Raw genomic sequence first — 19,465 nt, 5'->3', positions numbered from 1 at the left:
GAAGAACATTGAATGTGTGAATGAGAACGAAACAGCTTTCCGAATTAAGAAATTTGCTTGGCGACCATAGCGTTGTGGACCCACCTGATTCCATGCCGAACTCAGAAGTGAAACACAACAGCGCCGATGGTAGTGTGGGGTCTCCCCATGTGAGAGTAGGACATCGCCAGGCTTTGAATATTGTCTAACCAGACACGCTGCGGAGCGGTAGTTCAGTTGGTTAGAATACCGGCCTGTCACGCCGGGGGTCGCGGGTTCGAGTCCCGTCCGCTCCGCCACTTATTAAGAGCCTCAGCAGTCACGTTGAGGCTTTCTTCAATGAGTAAGATAAAGTTTTAGGGGTGTAGCTCCAACTGGCAGAGCAGCGGATTCCAAATCCGCGTGTTGGGAGTTCGAATCTCTCCACCCCTGCCATCTATCAAGCCTCCGCAGAAATGCTGAGGCTTTTTGCTATTTTTCATCTCCTTATTATTTTTTAGAACATTCCTGTTCTTCAATAACTTCAATAAAAGTATCGCCCCCATACTGCATTAAACCGATCTTTTCTGTGCTAATTTTAAGTTTGCATTTTTACGGCATCAGTAGGTAATGCTTGCTAAGATAGTGGCAATATCCTCGTAGGGAAAAATATAAGATGAATCCAGTCATTGAAACTATTCTTGCACATCGTTCTATCCGATCTTTTACCGATCAGAAGATAACTCCAGATCAGCTGAGTACAATTATTTCTGCTGGTATTGCGGCATCATCATCGAGCCTATTACAGGTTAATTCAATCATTCGTGTTACGGATAAAGATAAACGCGAGCAGTTGGCTATACTGGCGGGCAACCAAGCTTATGTTGCAAGCGCTGCTGAGTTTTTAGTGTTCTGCATTGACTACCAACGTCATTACGCCATTAATCCTGAAGTAAAACCAGAGCTGATTGAACTCACTTTGATTGGCGCTGTAGACGCTGGGATCATGGCACAAAACTGTTTATTGGCGGCAGAATCGATGGGATTGGGTGGTGTTTATATTGGCGGCTTAAGAAATTCACCTAAAGAAGTGGATGAGTTATTAGAGCTTCCTCCATATTGCGCAGTGTTATTTGGTATGTGTTTGGGGTATCCGGCTCAGAATCCACAACTAAAACCTCGTTTATCTCCTGAGGTAATTGTTCATGAGAATACCTACCATGCTTTGAGTTATGCTGAAATAGAGCAATATGATGAGACGATGAGGGCTTATTATCAGACGCGTTCTTCCAATACCAAGCAAGCGGCTTGGTCTACAGAGGTAACGGCTAAATTAGCACAAGAATCTCGACCTCATATGTTGAACTATCTCAACAGTAAAGGCTTAGCACACCGATAAAAAAGAGCCCAATCTTAACGATTGGGCTCTTTTACAATGATTAGGCTAAACCTTGAATAACGACGAATTTTTCAAGTAGTTGATGTTCAGTTTCTATGTGTTCTGGATCGGTAATGATGCAGTTTGTTATCGGACATACGGATTGACAGGTGGGCTTGTCATAATGTCCTTTGCATTCAGTACATAGATTAGGATCAATTTCATAGATCCGGTTGCCCATAGAGATCGCGCCATTTGGGCATTCCGGATCACACATATCACAGTTAATGCATTTACTGGTGATCAATAATGCCATAACTACTTGCCTACGGGATTACGAGTATCTTGGCCAGCATTCAAGTTACGCATTAACAGAGCAAAGTTTAAATCCAACTCTTCAGGAACCGGGATATAAACAAAGTGACCGTTTCCTTTTGCGTCATCAACAGTTTCACCTTTGCGGTTTTCCATTGCTTCAAGTCTGAAGACAACATTCCCTTTTGGAGTCATCAGCTCTAAACTATCACCTAAGATAAACTTGTTTTTAACTTCAACTTCAGCCATTCCACCACGACGTTTACCCGTAAATTCGCCAACAAATTGCTGTGAATCTGAGACTGAATAGCCATAGTCGTAGTTTTGATAAGTATCGTGTGTATGGCGTCGCAAGAAACCTTCGGTATAGCCACGGTGTGCAAGGCTTTCTAAAGTGCCCATCAGGCTTTCATCAAATGGTTTACCTGCAACTGCGTCATCAATTGCTTTGCGGTACACTTGAGCTGTACGAGCGCAATAATAGAAAGATTTAGTACGGCCTTCTATTTTTAATGAATGCACGCCCATTTTCGTCAATCGTTCTACATGCTGTACGGCTCGTAGATCTTTTGAGTTCATAATGTAGGTGCCATGTTCGTCTTCAAAAGCGGCCATCTTCTCTTCTGGACGATGGCTTTCTGAAAGCAAAACCACATCATCAATCGGTTTGCCTAAACCAAGTGTATTATCAGGGCGCTCTTCTTGTATCTCGATAGTTTGAACTGCTGCTGGATCAAATTTCTCGACAATTTGACCTGTTTCGTCTTCTTTGGCTGATTCAACTTTGTATTCCCAACGACATGCATTGGTGCATGTTCCTTGGTTTGGATCACGTTTATTAATGTAGCCAGACAATAGACAGCGACCTGAATAAGCCATGCATAATGCGCCATGAACAAAAATTTCGAGTTCGGTCGTTGGACATTGCTCACGAATTTCTTCAATTTCTTCCAACGAAAGTTCGCGTGATAGAATCACTCGTTCAACGCCTTGTGATGCCCAGAACTTAACTGTTGCCCAGTTAACAGCATTGGCTTGAACTGAAAGGTGAATAGGCATTTCAGGAAATGCTTCACGAACCATCATGATAAGCCCAGGGTCAGACATAATGAGCGCATCTGGTCCCATTTCAACCACAGGCTTTAGATCTCGGATGAATGTCTTAAGTTTTGAGTTGTGGGGTTGAATATTACAAACCACGTACAATTTTTTACCCAAAGCATGTGCTTCATCGATACCGATTTGCAGGTTTTCATGGTTAAATTCGTTGTTGCGTACACGAAGGCTATAACGAGGTTGGCCGGCATAAACGGCATCTGCACCGTAAGCAAACGCATAACGCATGTTTTTTAGACTGCCCGCCGGTGATAGTAGCTCGGGGACAAAAGGGGTATGTGTGCTCATTGTTTTTCTCTAATCTGATCTCAAGTCAGGCCAATACCACCTGATGGTATTGGAGGGGCGCAAATTTTACGTTAAAAATAACCTTATGCCTAGTAGGGATCGTAAGTGATACAAAAAAGCCCAACACTTTTAAGGGCATTGGGCTTTTGCATGATGCTTTTGTTAAGCGTTCGGGTGAGGAAGGCCGCCGAGAACGTCAAATAAGTTAGGCAAAAATGCCGACATTTCACCACACATTAATGAGAAATCGGCATCAAAGCGAGCCGCTTGCTCTTCTCGTGGAATATCTTCATTTTGTTCTTTGAGCTCATCGCTAAATGCCAAACGCTTAATGCTACAATCTTCAGCCAGAATAAAGCTCAGGCGATCTTGCCAGTTCAATGCCAGTTTAGTGACGACTTTATTGGCTTCAATATGGCTTAAGATCTCATCGCTTGTCAGTTCTTGTTTCTTACAACGGATCACTGCGCCATCTTCTAATAACGACTTTAATTCAGCTTCATCCAACAAGCTAAACCCTGGTGGCAGTTCGCCACTTTTAACCCACTGAGTAAGTGTTGTTTCTACCGCTTGTTCTGGGATCGCAGGTACTACGGGTAGGCTACCCATGGTTTTGCGTAGCAGCGCCAAAACGTCTTCAGCTTTTTTGTAGCTTGCGGCATCGACTAAAATGAAGCCTTGCTTGGGTAGGATAAGCACAAAGGTGAGATTGCTGCGGCTAAATGCTCTAGGTAGGAGATCGATAACAATATCTTCCTTGAGGCTTTCCTTCTCCTTTTTCTTGAGAGGTCGCCCTTCTTCCACTTCCATCGCTTCAACTTTGGCATTCAAAGAATCTTTAATGACCGAAGCAGGTAACATCTTTTCTTCTTTTTTCGCGCAGATCAGAATACGGTCTTCAGAAACGTGGGTCATCATGTCGCCGTGTTTACCCATTGCGTTAACCCAACCAAATTTTTGCTTATCTTGGCTGCCGCATGGCGTAAAACGAAATTCGGCCAGTTGTTTTTCGAGCTGATCGGCGTTGAATTCTACATCGCGATTAACACGATAAACCATACAGTTTTTAAACCACATATTCTTTCTCTTACTTAATTAGAAGACGCAACATGATAGGGGATTTGAAAGCTAAAGTCTTAAATCAATTTCAAAATATAATCATGAACTTGATAAGAAACTTATATGAAAAATTGTTTGCAAAGGTCACAAAAGTGTCATAATTGTTTCCCATAATGCATAGCGTTGATTACATAGAAAGGTTATTCAAATGTCTAGAAGGATTCTGGTTGTTGAAGACGAAGCACCCATTCGCGAAATGTTGTGTTTCGTGCTTGAGCAAAAAGGTTATCAAGCTGTTGAAGCGGAAGATTACGACACGGCGGTGAGTAAACTGGCTGAACCCTTTCCCGATCTTGTGTTATTAGATTGGATGTTGCCCGGCGGGAGTGGTATCAACTTTATTAAGCATATGAAGCGTGAAGAATTAACACGCAACATTCCTGTTGTGATGTTAACCGCCCGTGGTGAAGAAGAAGATAAAGTTCGCGGTCTTGAAGTGGGTGCGGATGATTACATAACCAAACCTTTTTCGCCTAAAGAGTTGGTAGCTCGTTTGAAAGCGGTTATCCGGCGCGTCACACCGACAGCACTGGAAGATGTGATCGACGTGCAAGGATTGAAGTTAGATCCTGTCTCTCATCGAGTAACGGCTAATGATAATGCCTTAGAGATGGGGCCGACGGAATTCAAAATGCTACACTTCTTTATGACGCACCAAGAACGCGTCTATAGCCGTGAGCAGTTATTGAACAATGTGTGGGGTACCAATGTTTATGTTGAAGACCGCACGGTCGATGTTCATATACGCCGTCTGAGAAAAGCGTTAGAAGAGGCTGGCCACGATAAATTAATTCAAACAGTACGTGGTGCCGGTTATCGCTTTTCATCCAGAACATAAAGGATTAATTAAGGTACGAAATGGTTGAACGTTTAACGTGGAAAAGGCTGGCTTGGGAGCTGGCTTTTTTTTACTCTCCTTGGATTATCGTTGGCTGGATCTTTGGCCATATGGCTTGGCTGCTGCTAGCGGCTACGGCGTTGCAACTGATTTGGCATTTGCATAACCAAATGCGTTTGTCGGCTTGGTTATGGGATGAAAAACGTTTAACGCCGCCTTCCGGGACTGGAAATTGGGAATACCTGTTTAATGGGATTTACCGTTTACAGCAACGCCAACGTAAAAAACGCAAAGAACTGACCAATTTGATCCGCCGCTTTCGTAACGGGGCTGAATCGCTACCCGATGCGGTGGTTGTGTTCCGTGACGAAGGGAACATTGTTTGGTGTAACCGACTTGCACAACACCTGCTCGGTTTTCGCTGGCCAGACGATGCAGGTCAACCTATCTCAAATTTATTGCGCGCCCCTGATTTTATCAAATATCTGCAAAAAGATGATTTCACAGAACCGCTTGAAATGCGCTCTCCGCTTAATGTTGAGCGCATGTTAGAGCTGCGTATTGTACCTTACACAGAAGGTGAGCATTTGATGGTTGTGCGTGATGTCACTCAGTTGAAACAGTTAGAAGGCATGCGCCGAAATTTCTTTGCTAACGTTTCTCATGAACTGAGAACGCCGATGACGGTGTTGCAAGGGTATCTTGAGATGACAGAAGACCCTGACATGCTGGTAGGGCCGATGTGGCCTAAGGCACATGGAGTGATGACTGAGCAGTTAAACCGTATGAACAGTTTAGTCAATCAACTGCTGACGTTGTCAAAAATTGAAGCGGCGCCAATGCATGAGCTGGATGAAGTGGTTGATGTTCCGGCTATGTTGGAAGTACTTGAAAAAGAAGCGATCAGTTTAAGTGGCGATCATCATCACCGACTGCATTTTGATGTCGATAAGCGACTTAAAGTATTGGCCGATGAAGATCAACTGCGCAGTGCTATATCAAACCTTGTTTATAACGCCGTCAAATATACGCCTCCGGGAGCGGAAATTAATGTGCGTTGGTATCAAAACGCGCAAGGTGCTTGTTTAGACGTGGTGGATAAAGGGGAAGGGATTGAGCCACAGCATTTACATCGTTTAACGGAACGTTTTTATCGTGTCGATAAAGCACGTTCGCGAGATACTGGAGGAAGTGGGCTTGGGCTCGCGATTGTTAAGCATGCATTGTCACATCATGACACGCATTTGCAGATTCACAGTGAAGTGGGTGTTGGCAGCAAATTCTCTTTTATTTTGCCTAAACGTTTGGTTGTGCTGTCATGATACATCGCATATTTACAGACTTTCTCTATTTTTACTTGCTGGTTACCACGAACGCCGTGATCGCTCAGCCGTTCGTGGATTACTCAAAAACTAACGGTGTTGCAGGTAGTTTACTTTCTGTGGGGTCAGACACTCTTTCAGGAATGACGACGCTCTGGGTTGAAGAGTTTAAGACGATCTACCCCAATATCAATGCTCAAGTTCAAGCCTCAGGTTCTTCCACTGCTCCTCCTGCTTTAACTGAAGGAACGGCGCAATTTGGCCCAATGAGTCGCCCGATGCGTGGTCGTGAGATTGAAGCATTTGAACGCGCTCACGGTTATAAGCCGACGGCATTGCGGGTTGCGATAGATGCCATTGGTATTTTTGTACATCGAGATAATTCAATCAAAGGGCTTAATTTTACTCAATTAGATAGTATTTTCTCATCCACGTTGCGCTGCGGTGCTACACAACCGACCAATACTTGGGCGCAATTGGGCGTTGATGAGGATTGGGCCAAGCGGGGAATTCAACTGTTTGGCCGAAATTCGGTGTCGGGAACCTATGGCTATTTCAAACAAAACGCACTATGTGGTGGCGATTTCAAAAAGGGAGTAAACGAGCAGCCGGGATCGGCATCGGTTGTACAATCGGTTGCTTCATCGATCAATACTATCGGTTATTCTGGTGTTGGTTATCAGGTTTCTGGTGTGAAATTGATTCCGATAGCCAAACAAGGCGATCAGTTTATTGCCGCAAGTTATGAAAATATTCTATCAGGTGCTTATCCGTTATCTCGCTATTTGTATGTGTATGTGAATAAACATCCTAATCAGGATCTGCCACCCATGCAGCGCGAATTTATCCGTTTCATTTTTTCTAAGCAAGGACAAGCGATTGTTGGGAAAGATGGTTATGTGCCTGTCAGTGCCGAGTTTGCTCTGCAAGAACTAGCTAAAGTGGGCATAAAATAACGAGCTGTTCGCTCGCTATTTTTAATCAAACCCAATTCAAATTAAACATTGAGCTGCCAACCGACACTTCTCCAATACTGTTGTTCGCACATCAGATCCGCATGTAATAATTTATTATTTTCTAACCAATTGGCGTCTTCACATTCTAGTTTCCACTCATCATCTTTTGCGCTGAGCGTTAACTCAGGAAGAGGATCATCATTACGTTGGCTATTGACAACAATCGCTAAACGCAACACGCGGATGAGGCCAATGATGTGCTTTTTCTTAAACAAGGTGAAATCATTCATTTCTTGCAGCTTGAGGGATTTGCGTTGAAAGCGCGCTAAGGTCGATAGCACTTGCTGTTGCTCGCTGTTAAAACCGGGCATGTTGGTGTGACGCAGAATATAAGCAGAGTGTCGGTGAAAGCCTTGTAAGTTGATGCTCAATCCCACCTCATGCAATAACGCTCCCCATTCCAAAAGATCAAACAGTTCGCTGCCTTTTTTCAATCCTAGCTCTGGGGTCACATTCTGTAGAAACTCTTTTGCATGGCCTTTGACTTTAGCGGCATGCTCTAAGTCGACTAGATGCTTCATCGCGAGGTTTTCAGTGGTGCGTAAACGGATATCGGAATACTTGAACCGATCTTCCATCTCATAAAGCAAACCTTCTCGTAATGCACCATCAGAAAAATGCATCTCTTTCACACGCAGCGATTTTAAAACCGCGCTTAAAATGGCAACTCCCGCAGCAAAAACGGGTTTTCTATCGTCAGTCAATGCGCTGAGTTCGATCTCATCAATACTTTGCCATTCACAGAGTTTTTCAATGAGTTTATTGACTCGCTCAAGCGTGATGATGCCATCATCAAAGCCCAAACCAATCAGTACTTCGTGAATGGCTTTGATGGTTCCTGACGAGCCGAAGGCGACTTCCCACCCTTTTTTGCGATATTTCGCCGCAATAGATTCGATTTTTTGCTCGGCGGCTAATATCGCATGAGCGAAGTTTCTGCTTGAAAGCCTACCATCAGCGAAGTAACGGTCGGTATAGCTGACGCATCCCATTTGCTTGCTATTGATTAGGTCTGGATCAAACCCTTGGCCAATCACCATCTCGGTACTACCGCCACCGATATCCACCACCAACATAGACGCTGCTTGAGGTTGAGTATGTGCCACACCTAAATAAATTAAGCGTGCTTCCTCAGCTCCGGGAATGATTTCAATAGGGAAAGGCAGTACCTGTTTGGCTCGTTGCAAGAATGTATGAGCATTATTGGCTTGACGCAGTGTATGCGTGGCCGCGATACGCACGTTTTCAGGTTCGAAACCTTGCAACCGCTCGGCAAACATCGCTAAGCATTCAAGTCCTCGCTCTATGGCATCGGCATCCAAATTTTTTTGTTCATCTAACCCAGCCGCCAAGCGTACACGTTGCTTATGGCGGCTCACCAGTTGCAGATCTTGATCGACGACTTTGGCCACCACCATATGAAAGCTGTTAGAGCCTAAATCGATGGCCGCAATATCGCGAATAGTATTAGTTGGGTTGATTGTCATGTAAGGGTTCTTTGCTCTTTCTGGTCTGTCTTTCTACATTCTTAAGATAGTCGTAGATGGCAAATTGTGAACGCACTTTTTTACGGTTACCACGTTCTACATAATTATTGCTCATCTCTTTGTCTATCCAGCGCGCTTTCACTGTATCGGTAAATTGTAAATTCATAATGTCAATCATACGCTGTTTCAAACGTGGGTCACGAATTGGTGTCGTTACTTCGATACGATGATCGATATTGCGCGTCATCCAGTCGGCAGAGGAGATATACACCAGCGGGTTGCCATCATTGTGCGTAATAATGACACGAGGGTGTTCCAAAAAGCGATCAACGATGCTGATGATTTTGATATTGTCACTCACGCCCTCAATTCCCGGAACCAGCGAACACATGCCCCGGACGATCATCTTAATTTGTACGCCTGCGCTGCTTGCGCCATACAGTTTATTGATCAACCCTTTATCCACTAAGTTATTTAACTTTAAAGTGATTGCGGCTTTTTTGCCAAGTTTCACATTGGCGATTTCACTGTCGATTAATCGATAAAGCTGAATACGAGAGTTTCTTGGCGACACAATGAGATGGCTAAATTTAACTGGTCGGTAAGGGTTTTCAATATAGCCAAACACGTTTCGTACTTCGGTAGCAATTTCATTGTCGGCGGTTAGTAGTGAAAAGTCCGTATAGATACGGGCGGTTTTTTCATGGAAGTTGCCCGTGCCTATGTGTGCGTAGCGAACGATGTTGTCCTGTTCTTTGCGGCTAATGAGCAGCAATTTAGAGTGAATTTTTAATCCGGGAGCACCGAAAATTACTTGGACCCCCGCTTCGGTTAAAATACGTGACCATTCAATGTTGGCTTCTTCATCAAACCGTGCTTGTAACTCAACTACTACCACCACCCGTTTGCCATTGTGTACCGCATCGACGAGCGAGTTCATTAGGCGAGAATCTTTGGCAACACGATAAATATTAATTTTGATGCTGATCACTTTGGGATCAAACGACGCTTGTCTTACCAACTCGGTAATGTGTTCAAATGAGTGGTAAGGATAGTGAAGTAGAATATCCTGAGCGCGAATCGCATCAAATGCATTGGCAAAACCTTCAAAGTCAGCACATTGCATGGGTGGTAGCGGCTTGTTCTCTAAATAGTCACGCCCCACGTTTGGGAACCCAATAAAATCTTTAAAGTTATGGTAACGACCACCAGGAAGAAGGCTATCATAGTGCGATATTTTGAGTTTTTCGCACAAGAATTTAAGCATTTTTGTCGGCATTTCGCGTTCATAAACAAAGCGTACGGGCATAGCACTTAAGCGTTGATTCAACCCTTCGGACATCTGTTCTAACAAACTGTATTCGACTTCCCGTCGCAAGTCATATTCCGCATCGCGTGTCATTTTCATCGCGTAACCCGTGAGCTCTTCATAGTCAAAAAATCCGCGGAAAATCTCATCGAGGCAGTGGCGAATGATGTTATCCAATAAGATGATGGTTTTACGGCGTTTGCCCTTTTGCTCCGGCACCATGACAAAGCGCGGTAGGTGGTCTGTCGGGATTTCAATCAGCGCATATTGGCTGCGGTCATTGTGTTTGAGATCAACGGCAATGTAGGCGTATTCATCTTTCAAAAATTGCATGACATCAATGTCGTCAGTCATGAGCAGCGGTGTGATATGCGGGCGCACTTCTTTATGGAAATACTTAGTGATCCATTTTTTCTGAGTCTCATCCAACTGCGTTTCATTAACCAAGAAGATACGGCGACGTGCCATTTCTAAAATAAGCTCATTATAGAGATTGTCGAAATCTTGGTTGAGTTTGAACGCCTTACTTTGCATTCGTGTCAGCAAATGCTTGGTAGTATCGTTACCACCACGTTCTCGGTTGATCAAAATTTGCCGTTTTACATCGGAAAAGCGAACTTTATAGAACTCATCCAGATTGTTAGAAAAAATACCTAAAAACCGTATTCTCTCGATTAAAGGCACGGTTTTATCTGCGGCTTCTTGCAATACGCGTTCATTAAACGAAAGCCAGCTCAATTCCTTGTCGATATACAACTTGTCCGTACTCATTCATGTTACCTTTTAACTCAATTGACGTTTTTTACTGACTCACCCTCTATGTGCTGATTGTGCGATTCTGCACAGCAATCAATTCGGGTATTGATGATTATGCAAACTATGCCTTTTATGTGACATTTTTATTTCAAGTAGGCAAGTTGAGTATAGTTGTTTTATTTTCAGTCGTTTATTGCGAGTTGTAATATACTTGTCACGAAAATTACATATTATACGCAGACAGGAAAAAGGGTAGAGAGAGCAATGGCACCAAGTGAATTTTCATTGAAGGAACGTGACAGAAAACGGTTGATAAAAGACCGTTTGGTTCGCCTTGCAGTGAGTTTTGGTGGCGTGAGTGTACTTGGCGCTTTAGTGCTGATTTTTGTCTATCTTGCGATAGTTGTTTTCCCTCTTTTTGGTAGCGCAAAAATTGAAAGGAACGTGGCGCAAGTGAGTATAACCACTTCCAATCCTCAATTTTTGGCCATAGATGAATACGGCGAGAATGCCTTTGTTGTTGACCTTGACGGCAGCATGAACTTTTGGCCCTTGGACGGCAAAACGGAACACGCATTGTGGTCGGATAGTCTCCCTATTCGCGTTGATCTTTTTAGCCAAGCTCCCCCGCTGGATGGGTGGTTTGCCGCTAGCAATGTGGCGGGAGAGGTCTTTATTGCTCGCCCTAAATTCAGTTATCTGCATAGCATGGAAGGTCGCCAGTTTTCTCCTTATCTTGAGCGCGTCAGTTTACCCTCTACATTTCGGCTGACTCATAAAACGCAAACGTTACGCCAGTTTGCCTTCGCCGTTACTGATGAGGCACTTTTCTTCGCTTCTTATCTCGATAATGATGAGGTGATAGTACAAACCTTAACGAGTGATAACGTTGAGCCAATTCAGCGCTTTGTGTTTCAAGGCTCATTTCCTTCTTTGGACCAATTGCTTTTTACGCCAGATGGTAAAACGCTTTATCTTCGCTCAGGGTCCGAATTGGTTGTTGCCGTTAAGAGTCGTCAAGGTTATTTCGTGCGAGAAGTGGTTGATTTAAGCCAAGGTAATTCCGATCGAGCCGTGACACAAATCAACTTATTGTCCGGTGCTTATTCGCTACTGGTGACTCACCGTAACGGCTTAGTGTCACAATGGTTTGATGTGCTGCAAAATGAAGAACGTCAACTGACTCAGATTCGTAAGTTTAAATTAGCGCCGCAGGTGACGCTGTTACTGCCGGATACTTATCGCAAAGGTTTTTACAGTTTCTACCCTAATGGCACAATCCAAAGTCACTATACGACCAGTGAAAAACTGGTGTTGTTTGAGAGGATGTACAACAAAGCCCCTCAATTGGCCGCCATGTCCAATAATGAGCTTTATCTCGCTACGTTGAGCGAGCAGAAGATCAGCGTGGCAAAAGTGGATAATGATTATCCTGAAATATCACTCTCATCATTGTGGCAAAAAGTGTGGTACGAAAGTTATCCAGAGCCTCAATATGTGTGGCAATCGACGTCAGCGAACGATGAATTTGAGCCTAAGTTTAGCCTAGTACCGATAGCCTTTGGCACTCTTAAGGCCGCAGCATACGCAATGTTATTTGCGATACCGATTGCGGTGTTTGGCGCGATTTACACGGCTTATTTTATGTCACCGAGAATGCGCCGAGTGGTGAAGCCGTCGATTGAATTGATGGAAGCGTTACCAACCGTCATTATTGGTTTTTTAGCGGGGTTGTGGTTTGCACCATTAATTGAAAGCCATCTCGCGGCGGTCGGAGCGCTGCTGCTATTTTTACCCATTGTGATGTTACTCGTTGGGCTAGGTTGGCACCTGTTACCGAGAGCATGGGTGCGAAATTTTTCAAATGGGTGGCACGCATTGATACTAATCCCCGTATTAGTCGTTAGTGCAGTGGTTATCTTTTCGTATAGCAGCCAAATTGAAGTTTGGCTATTTGATGGCGATATTCAGATTTATCTCGCGCAAAACGGCATCGATTTTGATCAGCGTAATGCGCTGGTGGTTGGTTTTGCGATGGGCTTTGCCGTCATTCCAACCATTTTCACTATTGCGGAAGATGCGATCTTTTCTGTACCTAAACATCTTTCTGATGGGTCATTAGCATTAGGCGCAACACCTTGGCAGACATTAACCAAAGTCGTGTTGTTAACGGCAAGTCCTGGCATATTCTCGGCGATCATGATGGGTTTGGGGCGAGCCGTCGGAGAAACAATGATCGTTCTTATGGCGACGGGTAATACACCCATTTTAGATTGGAATATTTTAGAAGGGATGCGCACCTTATCGGCAACGATTGCAGTTGAGTTACCAGAGTCGGAAGTGGGGAACTCCCATTATCGGTTGCTTTTTTTAGCGGCACTATTGCTACTCATGTTCACCTTTTGTGTGAACTCGATTGCTGAATGGGTCAGACAAAGGTTGCGTGCCAAATATCGCGCTTTGTAATCAAGGTGCTTTGTAATCAATTGGGAAAAATCATCACAAATGTTTAAGTGGTTTCAATCAGGTTCACCTTGGATATGGTTAACAGGCGGTGCTGTCAGTATCAGCCTGATTTCGGTATTGGGCTTGCTCCTGTTTATTGGTTGGAAAGGATTAACCTATTTTTGGCCGACGCCACTTTATCAATGGCAAACTCAAGAGGGGCAAGCACTGGTTGGTCAGCTCTACTCTGAGGAAAATGTGCCATTAACACACTTAAGAGCATTAGACATTACGTGGCCCAAAGCCATACTGGATGCTGGGGAAGTGAAGCGGCTCAGTATCAAAGTCGCTAACCGAGAACAAAATCATGCGGACTTTGTTTCGATACTGGATGTTAAACTGTCGGATAAACAAATGCCTAGCGGGTGGGCGGTAATAGAACGTAAGAATAACGGACAGTTTTATGGCAAGCCGATTGCTTATGTGCAAACCGATGGAAGCGAGAGTTCGGATGTTCAAACCATGCTCGCTGCAGGAATGCAGGATGTCGCGTTATTGAGAGAGCAAATTGACGATGTGATTGACCAAGAGATCAGAGTCATTGGCTTTGCCGCCGAAAAATTACGTTTAGAGAAGCGTCGTAAAGAACTCAATGGAAAGCTAGAGCGAACCTATTTAGATCACTATTTTCATAAAAAGCAGGATTTGGATAGCCAATTAGCTATTGCCGAACAAAAGTTAGATGCGCTGCGCCAGCAAATGAATGGGCCGTCGTTGATTGTTGAAGAGATGAGTGGGCAACGAGTGGCGATTCCACTTAGCCAAATTCTCGATATTTGGTATCCCAATGATATGACTTTGGGGCAAAAATTGGTCCAGTGGGGAAAGCAGGTGTGGCTCTTCCTATCAGAAGATCCCCGAGAATCGAACTCTGAAGGCGGCGTATTTCCAGCCATCTTTGGTACAGTGCTGTTGGTGTTGTTGATGTCGATTATTGTCATGCCACTTGGTGTTGTAGCGGCTATTTATCTGCACGAATACGCAAAAGAGAATCTGTTTACTCGTATCATTCGAGTTGCAGTTATCAACCTTGCTGGTGTGCCATCGATTGTTTATGGGGTGTTTGGTCTTGGTTTTTTTGTTTACACCATAGGCTCATCGATTGATACGCTACTCTATAGCGAAAGGTTACCGGCCCCCACTTTTGGCACGCCTGGCTTACTGTGGTCGGCGCTCACATTAGCGGTGTTAACTCTACCCGTAGTGATTGTGACGACGGAAGAAGGGTTAACACGGATTCCCAGCGCAGTACGCCATGGCTCGTTAGCATTGGGCGCTACCCATTTTGAGACGATTTGGCGCATAGTATTGCCGATGGCAAGCCCTGCTATTATTACTGGGCTTATTCTCGCCATTGCGCGAGCCGCGGGTGAGGTTGCCCCTTTGATGCTGGTGGGTGTGGTCAAACTGGCGTCAAGTTTGCCTGTGGATGGCGAGTTTCCCTTTGTACATCTTGAGCGAAAATTCATGCACTTAGGTTTTCATATTTACGATGTTGGTTTCCAAACGACCAACATCGAAGCGGCTAGGCCACTGGTGTACGCCACTTCATTTTTATTGGTGACAGTGATTGTGGCACTGAATTTAACGGCCATCAGTATCCGCAATAACTTGCGTGAGAAATATCGAACGTTAGGGCAAGATTAATTATGTTTTCCATCAATCAAACTTTGGGTTATCACGCCCCGTTAGATGTCAATAATCTGAGCGATCAACAAACGGCGATTGCGATTGAAGATCTGAATCTGTTCTATAAACAGACTTGTGCGCTGAGCCATATTTCAATGCGCATTCCCAAAGGGCAAGTAACGGCGTTTATCGGCCCTTCCGGTTGTGGTAAGTCAACCTTACTGCGCTGTATTAACCGGATGAACGATCTGGTCGAAGGGTGTCGAGTTGAAGGTGAAGTCAAACTGCATGGTAGAAACGTCTATCACCCAGATGTAGATGTTGCCACGTTGCGCCGCCGAGTGGGGATGGTATTCCAACGACCTAACCCATTTCCGAAATCCATTTATGAAAACGTGGTGTATGGACTTCGTCTACAGGGAATTAAAAATAGCCGTACTTTAGATGACTCCGTTGAGCGAGCTTTAAGAGCCGCTGCGTTATGGGATGAAGTGAAGCATCGCTTACATGAAAATGCATTTGGCCTTTCGGGTGGGCAGCAGCAACGCTTAGTGATCGCCAGAGCGATTGCTATTGAGCCAGAGGTGCTGTTGCTTGATGAGCCAACGTCCGCGTTAGACCCTATTTCTACTTTGACCATCGAAGAGTTGATTAACGATCTCAAAACCAAATACACAGTGGTGATTGTGACGCATAACATGCAACAAGCGGCAAGAGTGAGCGACCATACGGCTTTTATCCATATGGGGAAATTGATTGAGTATGCGGATACTGACTCTATTTTCACCTCCCCATTGAAAAAACAAACGGAAGACTATATTACTGGTCGATATGGTTAATACTTTCGTCAATAGCGATATTCAAAAGGAACGATGATGCATCTAGGTCGCCACATTTCAGGACAGTTCAATGTTGAACTTGAATCGATTCGCACTCATGTATTGACGATGGGCGGGCTGGTGGAGCAACAACTCTCTTTTGCGATGCAAGCATTGCATAAAGATGATGCCGATCTGGCCAGAAAAGTCGTTCGGGATGATCACAAAGTGAATGCGATGGAAGTCTCTATTGATGAGGCTTGCACGCGTATTATCGCTAAGCGACAACCGACAGCCAAGGATCTACGCTTGATCATGGCGATCATCAAAACCATTACCGACCTTGAACGAATTGGTGATGTTGCCACCAAAATTGCCTACGTCACTATCGAAAGCCCTTCACCTAAAGAGAGCAAATTTCGAGTTTCTCTTGAACCTTTATGCCGACAAGCCATTGCAATGTTGCACCAAGTGTTAGACGCTTTTGCGCGGATGGATCTTGAATCGGCTGCTGAAGTGTACCGCTTGGATGACAAGCTGGATGCCGAATACGAAGCCGTGATCCGCCAACTGATGACCTATATGATGGAAGACCCTAAAAATATCCCACATATATTACAAGTCATGTGGTCTGCACGAGCCATCGAACGCGTGGGCGATCGCTGCCAGAATATCTGCGAATACATCATCTATTTTGTCAAAGGTAAGGATGTGCGCCACTTAGGTAAACAATCGATTGATGACATCCTCAAATAGCCTTTTGGGTAAAGTAAGGTGAAGGAAAGTTATTCACCTTACATCAAGACATAACGGTTGCCGAAGTTAAGAAAGCTGGCGTAATACCTCTTGGATTTTAGCCGGATCGGTAATTGGGATTAAGGTGTCATCGACAGACTCTTGGCCCATTTTCACCGCATTGGCGATCATATCCATGCTACTTGCACGCGTGGTTTTGCCGGACAAATGCACTTCAGTGATGCCCGTTTCACGGATAATGTCAGTCACGTTTGATGCGTTTAAGCCAGCCCCAGCCATAATAGAGAATCGGCCATTCGCCAGTTTCACCATGTGTGCAATTACGGCTCGTCCTGCATAGGCATCTGGCGCTAAACCTGAAGTAAGTACACGCTCACACCCTAATTTTGCAATGTCTTCAATCGCTTGTTCATAACTGTGGCATTGATCAATCGCACGGTGGAAAGTGGTACCCAACCCTTGCGCGGCTTGCATCATCAGTAAGCTTGCTTCAAGGTTGATGGTGCGATTCGGATTCAAAATACCAAAGACGATGCCGTCTAGTCCCGCCTGTTTTGCCATCTCGATATCGATCAACATCGAATCGAGATCATCCTGATCATAAAGAAAGTCGCCTTGACGCGGACGAATCATCGCGTAAACAGGAACGCTCGATATTTGCGCGGCCTTTTTCATTAAACCAAAGCTGGGCGTCAGTCCACCCAATGCGAGCGACGAACACAATTCAATGCGAGTAGCCCCGCCTTTAATGGCGTTGTGTAGCGATTCAATATTATCAATACACACTTCAACTTGAATATTCATAGCAAAATCCTGCTGGAAAAATTTGGTTAATGTTAGCAAGTTAGAGTAGTGACGTCTGTGTGATTGAGGTGAGAAATAGGGGTAAAGTTTACCAACCAATGCTGCCTCATTTTCACTAAATGAACGCCAACGAAAAAGCCCAAAGCGTTAGCTTTGGGCTTGGATAAGGACTTTACTTCTTAACTGATTGGCGATGCGTTTTACGCTTTATTATATGTCCAACCATTGACCCGAGTTGAGCGCGGGCTAAGGAGAATTATTTCTTGCCTAGGTCGTCTGAGTGCTCAGCTAGGAATGCTGCAACACCTTTTGGAGATGCATCCATACCGGCTTTGCCTTCTTCCCACTGTGCTGGGCACACTTCACCGTTCTTTTGGTGGAAGTTAAGCGCATCAACCATACGTAGCATTTCGTCGATGTTACGGCCTAGTGGTAGGTCGTTCACAACTTGGTGACGTACAAGACCATCTTCGTCGATGAGGAAAGAACCACGGAAAGCAACGCCTGCTTCTGGGTGCTCAACATCGTACGCTTTACAGATTTCGTGCTTCACGTCAGCGATTAGCGGGTATTTTACTTGGCCAATGCCACCGTTTTCGATAGCGGTATTACGCCATGCGTTGTGAGAGAATTGAGAATCGATAGATACACCGATTACTTCAACGCCTTTCGCTTGGAAATCTTCGAAGCGTTTGTCAAAAGCGATAAGCTCTGATGGGCAAACGAAAGTGAAGTCTAGTGGGTAGAAGAAAACAACCGCTTTCTTACCTTTAGTAAATTCTGCGAAGTTGAAGCTATCAACGATTTCACCGTTACCAAGAACAGCTGCTGCAGTAAAATCAGGGGCTTTACGACCAACTAGTACCATTTTTTTGCTCCTAAGAATAAGGTTTAGTTCCAAACCAGTGATGAGCACTGGTCCAGTCCGTTTTTGAACGAGACAAACTATAGTACAGATTGTAGGATAGTAAAAAGCGAAATAAATAGATTAGTCTCATCGAAAAAAGCGATGAGCTCTAATGACGGAATTAGAAACGGCACTCAAATAAGATAGTAGTAGAACGATGAATAAATGGCCCAGTTTGAAGCAGTTGCACTATTTAGTAACACTCTACGAAACACGGCACTTTAGTGATGCCGCTGAACGTTGTTTTGTTAGTCAATCTACCCTAAGTAAAGGGATCCAAAATTTAGAGGAATTAATAGGTTGCCCGCTTTATGAAAAGGATAAGAAAGCTCCGTTAGTGTTTACTCAAGCGGGAGAGCTGGTTGTTAGCCAAGGAAGAGAGTTACTTGCCAAAGGACAAGATTTAGTGGAGCTCGGCAAGGTTTGCCAAGGCGATGAGATGCAAGGTCAGCTTAAGCTGGGTTGTATTCCAACCATTGCTCCATTTTTACTGTGTGATTTAGTGCAAGAAGTGAATGTCCGCTTTCCGAAGTTGAACTTATTATTACGAGAAGATACGACGACGAACCTTTTGGCTGCACTGCGTCATGGAGAGCTTGATGTGTTGATTTTGGCTTTGCCTGTCGATATCGGCAAAATGGAGAGCCGAGTCGTGGGGATTGATCCATTCAAAATGGTGATCAGCCGTCATCAAATGGATAGCATCCGTGTGCCAATCAAGTATGCTGACCTGCCTGATGAATCGGTGTTTTTGCTCGAAAATGTGCACTGTTTAACGGATCATGCTGTGTCGGCTTGCAAGTTAACCGCCAAAGAGAAAATTAATCCATTTACCGCAACCAGTTTACATACCTTAGTGCAGATGGTCGCCAATGGTTTAGGGACGACTTTCATTCCACAAATGGCAATCAATCATGGCTTAGTTGAAAACCAAAATTTAGTGGTCATCGATCCTCCTGGCCAGCAAGCGTATCGAGAGATTGGTTTAGTCTGGCGGCCAAGTTCATCGCGAACTCACACTTTTAAGCAGTTAGCGGATGTGGTTTCTGGTTTACTTTAGCGATTAGTCTTACTCTTTCCTTTGCCTAAAAAATCAAAAAGTCACTTTTAATGTGGCTTTTTTCAGTTTTTTATTCTGTTAGTG

16 protein-coding genes, 2 tRNA genes and 1 rRNA gene are annotated in these 19,465 nt (G+C 44.4%); 12 read left to right on the top strand and 7 right to left on the bottom strand.

From position 1 onward, the window contains the following. Nucleotides 1-56 precede the first annotated feature (56 nt). From rrf to nfsA, 4 genes are all read left to right on the top strand, one after another. Nucleotides 57-172 (top strand): 5S ribosomal RNA (rrf, locus tag AACT18_RS13980). A 29-nt stretch (nucleotides 173-201) separates the two neighbouring features. Then, a tRNA-Asp gene (locus AACT18_RS13975) sits at nucleotides 202-278 on the top strand. Nucleotides 279-337: 59 nt separating this feature from the next. Further along, a tRNA-Trp gene (locus tag AACT18_RS13970) sits at nucleotides 338-414 on the top strand. 220 nt (nucleotides 415-634) lie between these two features. Continuing rightward, nucleotides 635-1,357, top strand: coding sequence for an oxygen-insensitive NADPH nitroreductase (gene nfsA, locus AACT18_RS13965; RefSeq protein WP_017047921.1), 723 nt, complete (start codon nucleotides 635-637; stop codon nucleotides 1,355-1,357). Between the two features lie 40 nt (nucleotides 1,358-1,397). Here nfsA and AACT18_RS13960 read toward each other — a convergent pair whose 3' ends face one another. The 3 genes from AACT18_RS13960 to rdgC all read right to left on the bottom strand — a co-directional run bounded on the left by AACT18_RS13960 (nucleotide 1,398) and on the right by rdgC (nucleotide 4,132). Beyond that, nucleotides 1,398-1,652, bottom strand: a complete 255-nt coding sequence (locus AACT18_RS13960) for a YfhL family 4Fe-4S dicluster ferredoxin (RefSeq protein WP_013857525.1) — start codon at nucleotides 1,650-1,652, stop codon at nucleotides 1,398-1,400. A 2-nt stretch (nucleotides 1,653-1,654) separates the two neighbouring features. Further along, nucleotides 1,655-3,055: a prephenate-dependent tRNA uridine(34) hydroxylase TrhP gene (trhP, locus tag AACT18_RS13955; protein WP_094125090.1), complete on the bottom strand. Its 1,401-nt coding sequence runs from the start codon at nucleotides 3,053-3,055 to the stop codon at nucleotides 1,655-1,657. A gap of 162 nt (nucleotides 3,056-3,217) precedes the next feature. Next, on the bottom strand, nucleotides 3,218-4,132 hold the full coding sequence (rdgC, locus tag AACT18_RS13950; protein ID WP_010320437.1) for a recombination-associated protein RdgC: 915 nt from the start codon (nucleotides 4,130-4,132) through the stop codon (nucleotides 3,218-3,220). Nucleotides 4,133-4,322: 190 nt separating this feature from the next. On the opposite strand from rdgC, the gene phoB reads away from it, so the two are divergent. Genes phoB through AACT18_RS13935 form a run of 3 tightly spaced genes read left to right on the top strand, consistent with a single transcriptional unit; the run spans nucleotide 4,323 to nucleotide 7,290 of the window. Then, nucleotides 4,323-5,012: a phosphate regulon transcriptional regulator PhoB gene (gene phoB / locus AACT18_RS13945; protein ID WP_013857522.1), complete on the top strand. Its 690-nt coding sequence runs from the start codon at nucleotides 4,323-4,325 to the stop codon at nucleotides 5,010-5,012. Between the two features lie 20 nt (nucleotides 5,013-5,032). Beyond that, nucleotides 5,033-6,334, top strand: a complete 1,302-nt coding sequence (phoR, locus tag AACT18_RS13940; RefSeq protein WP_013857521.1) for a phosphate regulon sensor histidine kinase PhoR — start codon at nucleotides 5,033-5,035, stop codon at nucleotides 6,332-6,334. Next, entirely contained in the window at nucleotides 6,331-7,290 is a 960-nt protein-coding gene (locus AACT18_RS13935) for a PstS family phosphate ABC transporter substrate-binding protein (protein WP_094125089.1), read from the top strand. Before phoR ends, AACT18_RS13935 begins: the two co-directional genes overlap by 4 nt. A gap of 41 nt (nucleotides 7,291-7,331) precedes the next feature. Here AACT18_RS13935 and ppx read toward each other — a convergent pair whose 3' ends face one another. Continuing rightward, nucleotides 7,332-8,837, bottom strand: a complete 1,506-nt coding sequence (gene ppx, locus AACT18_RS13930) for an exopolyphosphatase (RefSeq protein WP_017046241.1) — start codon at nucleotides 8,835-8,837, stop codon at nucleotides 7,332-7,334. Next, entirely contained in the window at nucleotides 8,818-10,917 is a 2,100-nt protein-coding gene (gene ppk1, locus AACT18_RS13925) for a polyphosphate kinase 1 (protein WP_013857518.1), read from the bottom strand. Before ppk1 ends, ppx begins: the two co-directional genes overlap by 20 nt. 249 nt (nucleotides 10,918-11,166) lie before the next feature. Between ppk1 and AACT18_RS13920 the strand changes: the two genes are divergently transcribed. The 4 genes from AACT18_RS13920 to phoU are packed head-to-tail and all read left to right on the top strand — an operon-like array spanning nucleotide 11,167 to nucleotide 16,610. Continuing rightward, the gene (locus AACT18_RS13920; protein ID WP_094125088.1) at nucleotides 11,167-13,368 is read left to right on the top strand and encodes an ABC transporter permease subunit; all 2,202 of its coding nucleotides are present in this window, start codon (nucleotides 11,167-11,169) and stop codon (nucleotides 13,366-13,368) included. Between the two features lie 39 nt (nucleotides 13,369-13,407). After that, nucleotides 13,408-15,054 carry a phosphate ABC transporter permease PstA gene (gene pstA / locus AACT18_RS13915; RefSeq protein ID WP_047689047.1) on the top strand — a complete coding sequence of 549 codons (1,647 nt, stop codon included), beginning with the start codon at nucleotides 13,408-13,410 and terminating at the stop codon, nucleotides 15,052-15,054. A 2-nt stretch (nucleotides 15,055-15,056) separates the two neighbouring features. Further along, the gene (gene pstB / locus AACT18_RS13910) at nucleotides 15,057-15,875 is read left to right on the top strand and encodes a phosphate ABC transporter ATP-binding protein PstB (RefSeq protein ID WP_010320428.1); all 819 of its coding nucleotides are present in this window, start codon (nucleotides 15,057-15,059) and stop codon (nucleotides 15,873-15,875) included. Between the two features lie 36 nt (nucleotides 15,876-15,911). Next, complete coding sequence (gene phoU / locus AACT18_RS13905; protein WP_010320427.1) at nucleotides 15,912-16,610, top strand: phosphate signaling complex protein PhoU; 699 nt, start codon at nucleotides 15,912-15,914, stop codon at nucleotides 16,608-16,610. Between the two features lie 66 nt (nucleotides 16,611-16,676). Here phoU and AACT18_RS13900 read toward each other — a convergent pair whose 3' ends face one another. Continuing rightward, nucleotides 16,677-17,513, bottom strand: coding sequence for a copper homeostasis protein CutC (locus AACT18_RS13900; protein WP_017049413.1), 837 nt, complete (start codon nucleotides 17,511-17,513; stop codon nucleotides 16,677-16,679). Nucleotides 17,514-17,670: 157 nt separating this feature from the next. Next, nucleotides 17,671-18,282, bottom strand: a complete 612-nt coding sequence (locus tag AACT18_RS13895; protein WP_010320425.1) for a peroxiredoxin C — start codon at nucleotides 18,280-18,282, stop codon at nucleotides 17,671-17,673. Between the two features lie 196 nt (nucleotides 18,283-18,478). Between AACT18_RS13895 and AACT18_RS13890 the strand changes: the two genes are divergently transcribed. Then, entirely contained in the window at nucleotides 18,479-19,381 is a 903-nt protein-coding gene (locus tag AACT18_RS13890; protein ID WP_094125087.1) for a hydrogen peroxide-inducible genes activator, read from the top strand. Nucleotides 19,382-19,465: the final 84 nt, after the last annotated feature.

This window comes from Vibrio sp. V04_P4A5T148 (assembly GCF_963875605.1).
In the GTDB taxonomy this organism is placed as follows: domain Bacteria; phylum Pseudomonadota; class Gammaproteobacteria; order Enterobacterales; family Vibrionaceae; genus Vibrio; species Vibrio anguillarum.
Note: the sequence above shows the minus strand (reverse complement) of the source record. Positions and strands in the feature narration are given on the sequence as shown.

What these genes read in the sequence shown, in the direction of transcription:
- ppk1 (WP_013857518.1), bottom strand. Translation starts at nt 10,917, where the DNA reads ATGAGTACGGACAAGTTGTATATCGACAAGGAATTGAGCTGGCTTTCG.
- phoR (WP_013857521.1), top strand. Translation starts at nt 5,033, where the DNA reads ATGGTTGAACGTTTAACGTGGAAAAGGCTGGCTTGGGAGCTGGCTTTT.
- phoU (WP_010320427.1), top strand. Translation starts at nt 15,912, where the DNA reads ATGCATCTAGGTCGCCACATTTCAGGACAGTTCAATGTTGAACTTGAA.
- phoB (WP_013857522.1), top strand. Translation starts at nt 4,323, where the DNA reads ATGTCTAGAAGGATTCTGGTTGTTGAAGACGAAGCACCCATTCGCGAA.
- ppx (WP_017046241.1), bottom strand. Translation starts at nt 8,837, where the DNA reads ATGACAATCAACCCAACTAATACTATTCGCGATATTGCGGCCATCGAT.
- AACT18_RS13960 (WP_013857525.1), bottom strand. Translation starts at nt 1,652, where the DNA reads ATGGCATTATTGATCACCAGTAAATGCATTAACTGTGATATGTGTGAT.
- AACT18_RS13890 (WP_094125087.1), top strand. Translation starts at nt 18,479, where the DNA reads ATGAATAAATGGCCCAGTTTGAAGCAGTTGCACTATTTAGTAACACTC.
- AACT18_RS13895 (WP_010320425.1), bottom strand. Translation starts at nt 18,282, where the DNA reads ATGGTACTAGTTGGTCGTAAAGCCCCTGATTTTACTGCAGCAGCTGTT.
- nfsA (WP_017047921.1), top strand. Translation starts at nt 635, where the DNA reads ATGAATCCAGTCATTGAAACTATTCTTGCACATCGTTCTATCCGATCT.
- AACT18_RS13935 (WP_094125089.1), top strand. Translation starts at nt 6,331, where the DNA reads ATGATACATCGCATATTTACAGACTTTCTCTATTTTTACTTGCTGGTT.
- AACT18_RS13920 (WP_094125088.1), top strand. Translation starts at nt 11,167, where the DNA reads ATGGCACCAAGTGAATTTTCATTGAAGGAACGTGACAGAAAACGGTTG.
- pstB (WP_010320428.1), top strand. Translation starts at nt 15,057, where the DNA reads ATGTTTTCCATCAATCAAACTTTGGGTTATCACGCCCCGTTAGATGTC.
- rdgC (WP_010320437.1), bottom strand. Translation starts at nt 4,132, where the DNA reads ATGTGGTTTAAAAACTGTATGGTTTATCGTGTTAATCGCGATGTAGAA.
- pstA (WP_047689047.1), top strand. Translation starts at nt 13,408, where the DNA reads ATGTTTAAGTGGTTTCAATCAGGTTCACCTTGGATATGGTTAACAGGC.
- trhP (WP_094125090.1), bottom strand. Translation starts at nt 3,055, where the DNA reads ATGAGCACACATACCCCTTTTGTCCCCGAGCTACTATCACCGGCGGGC.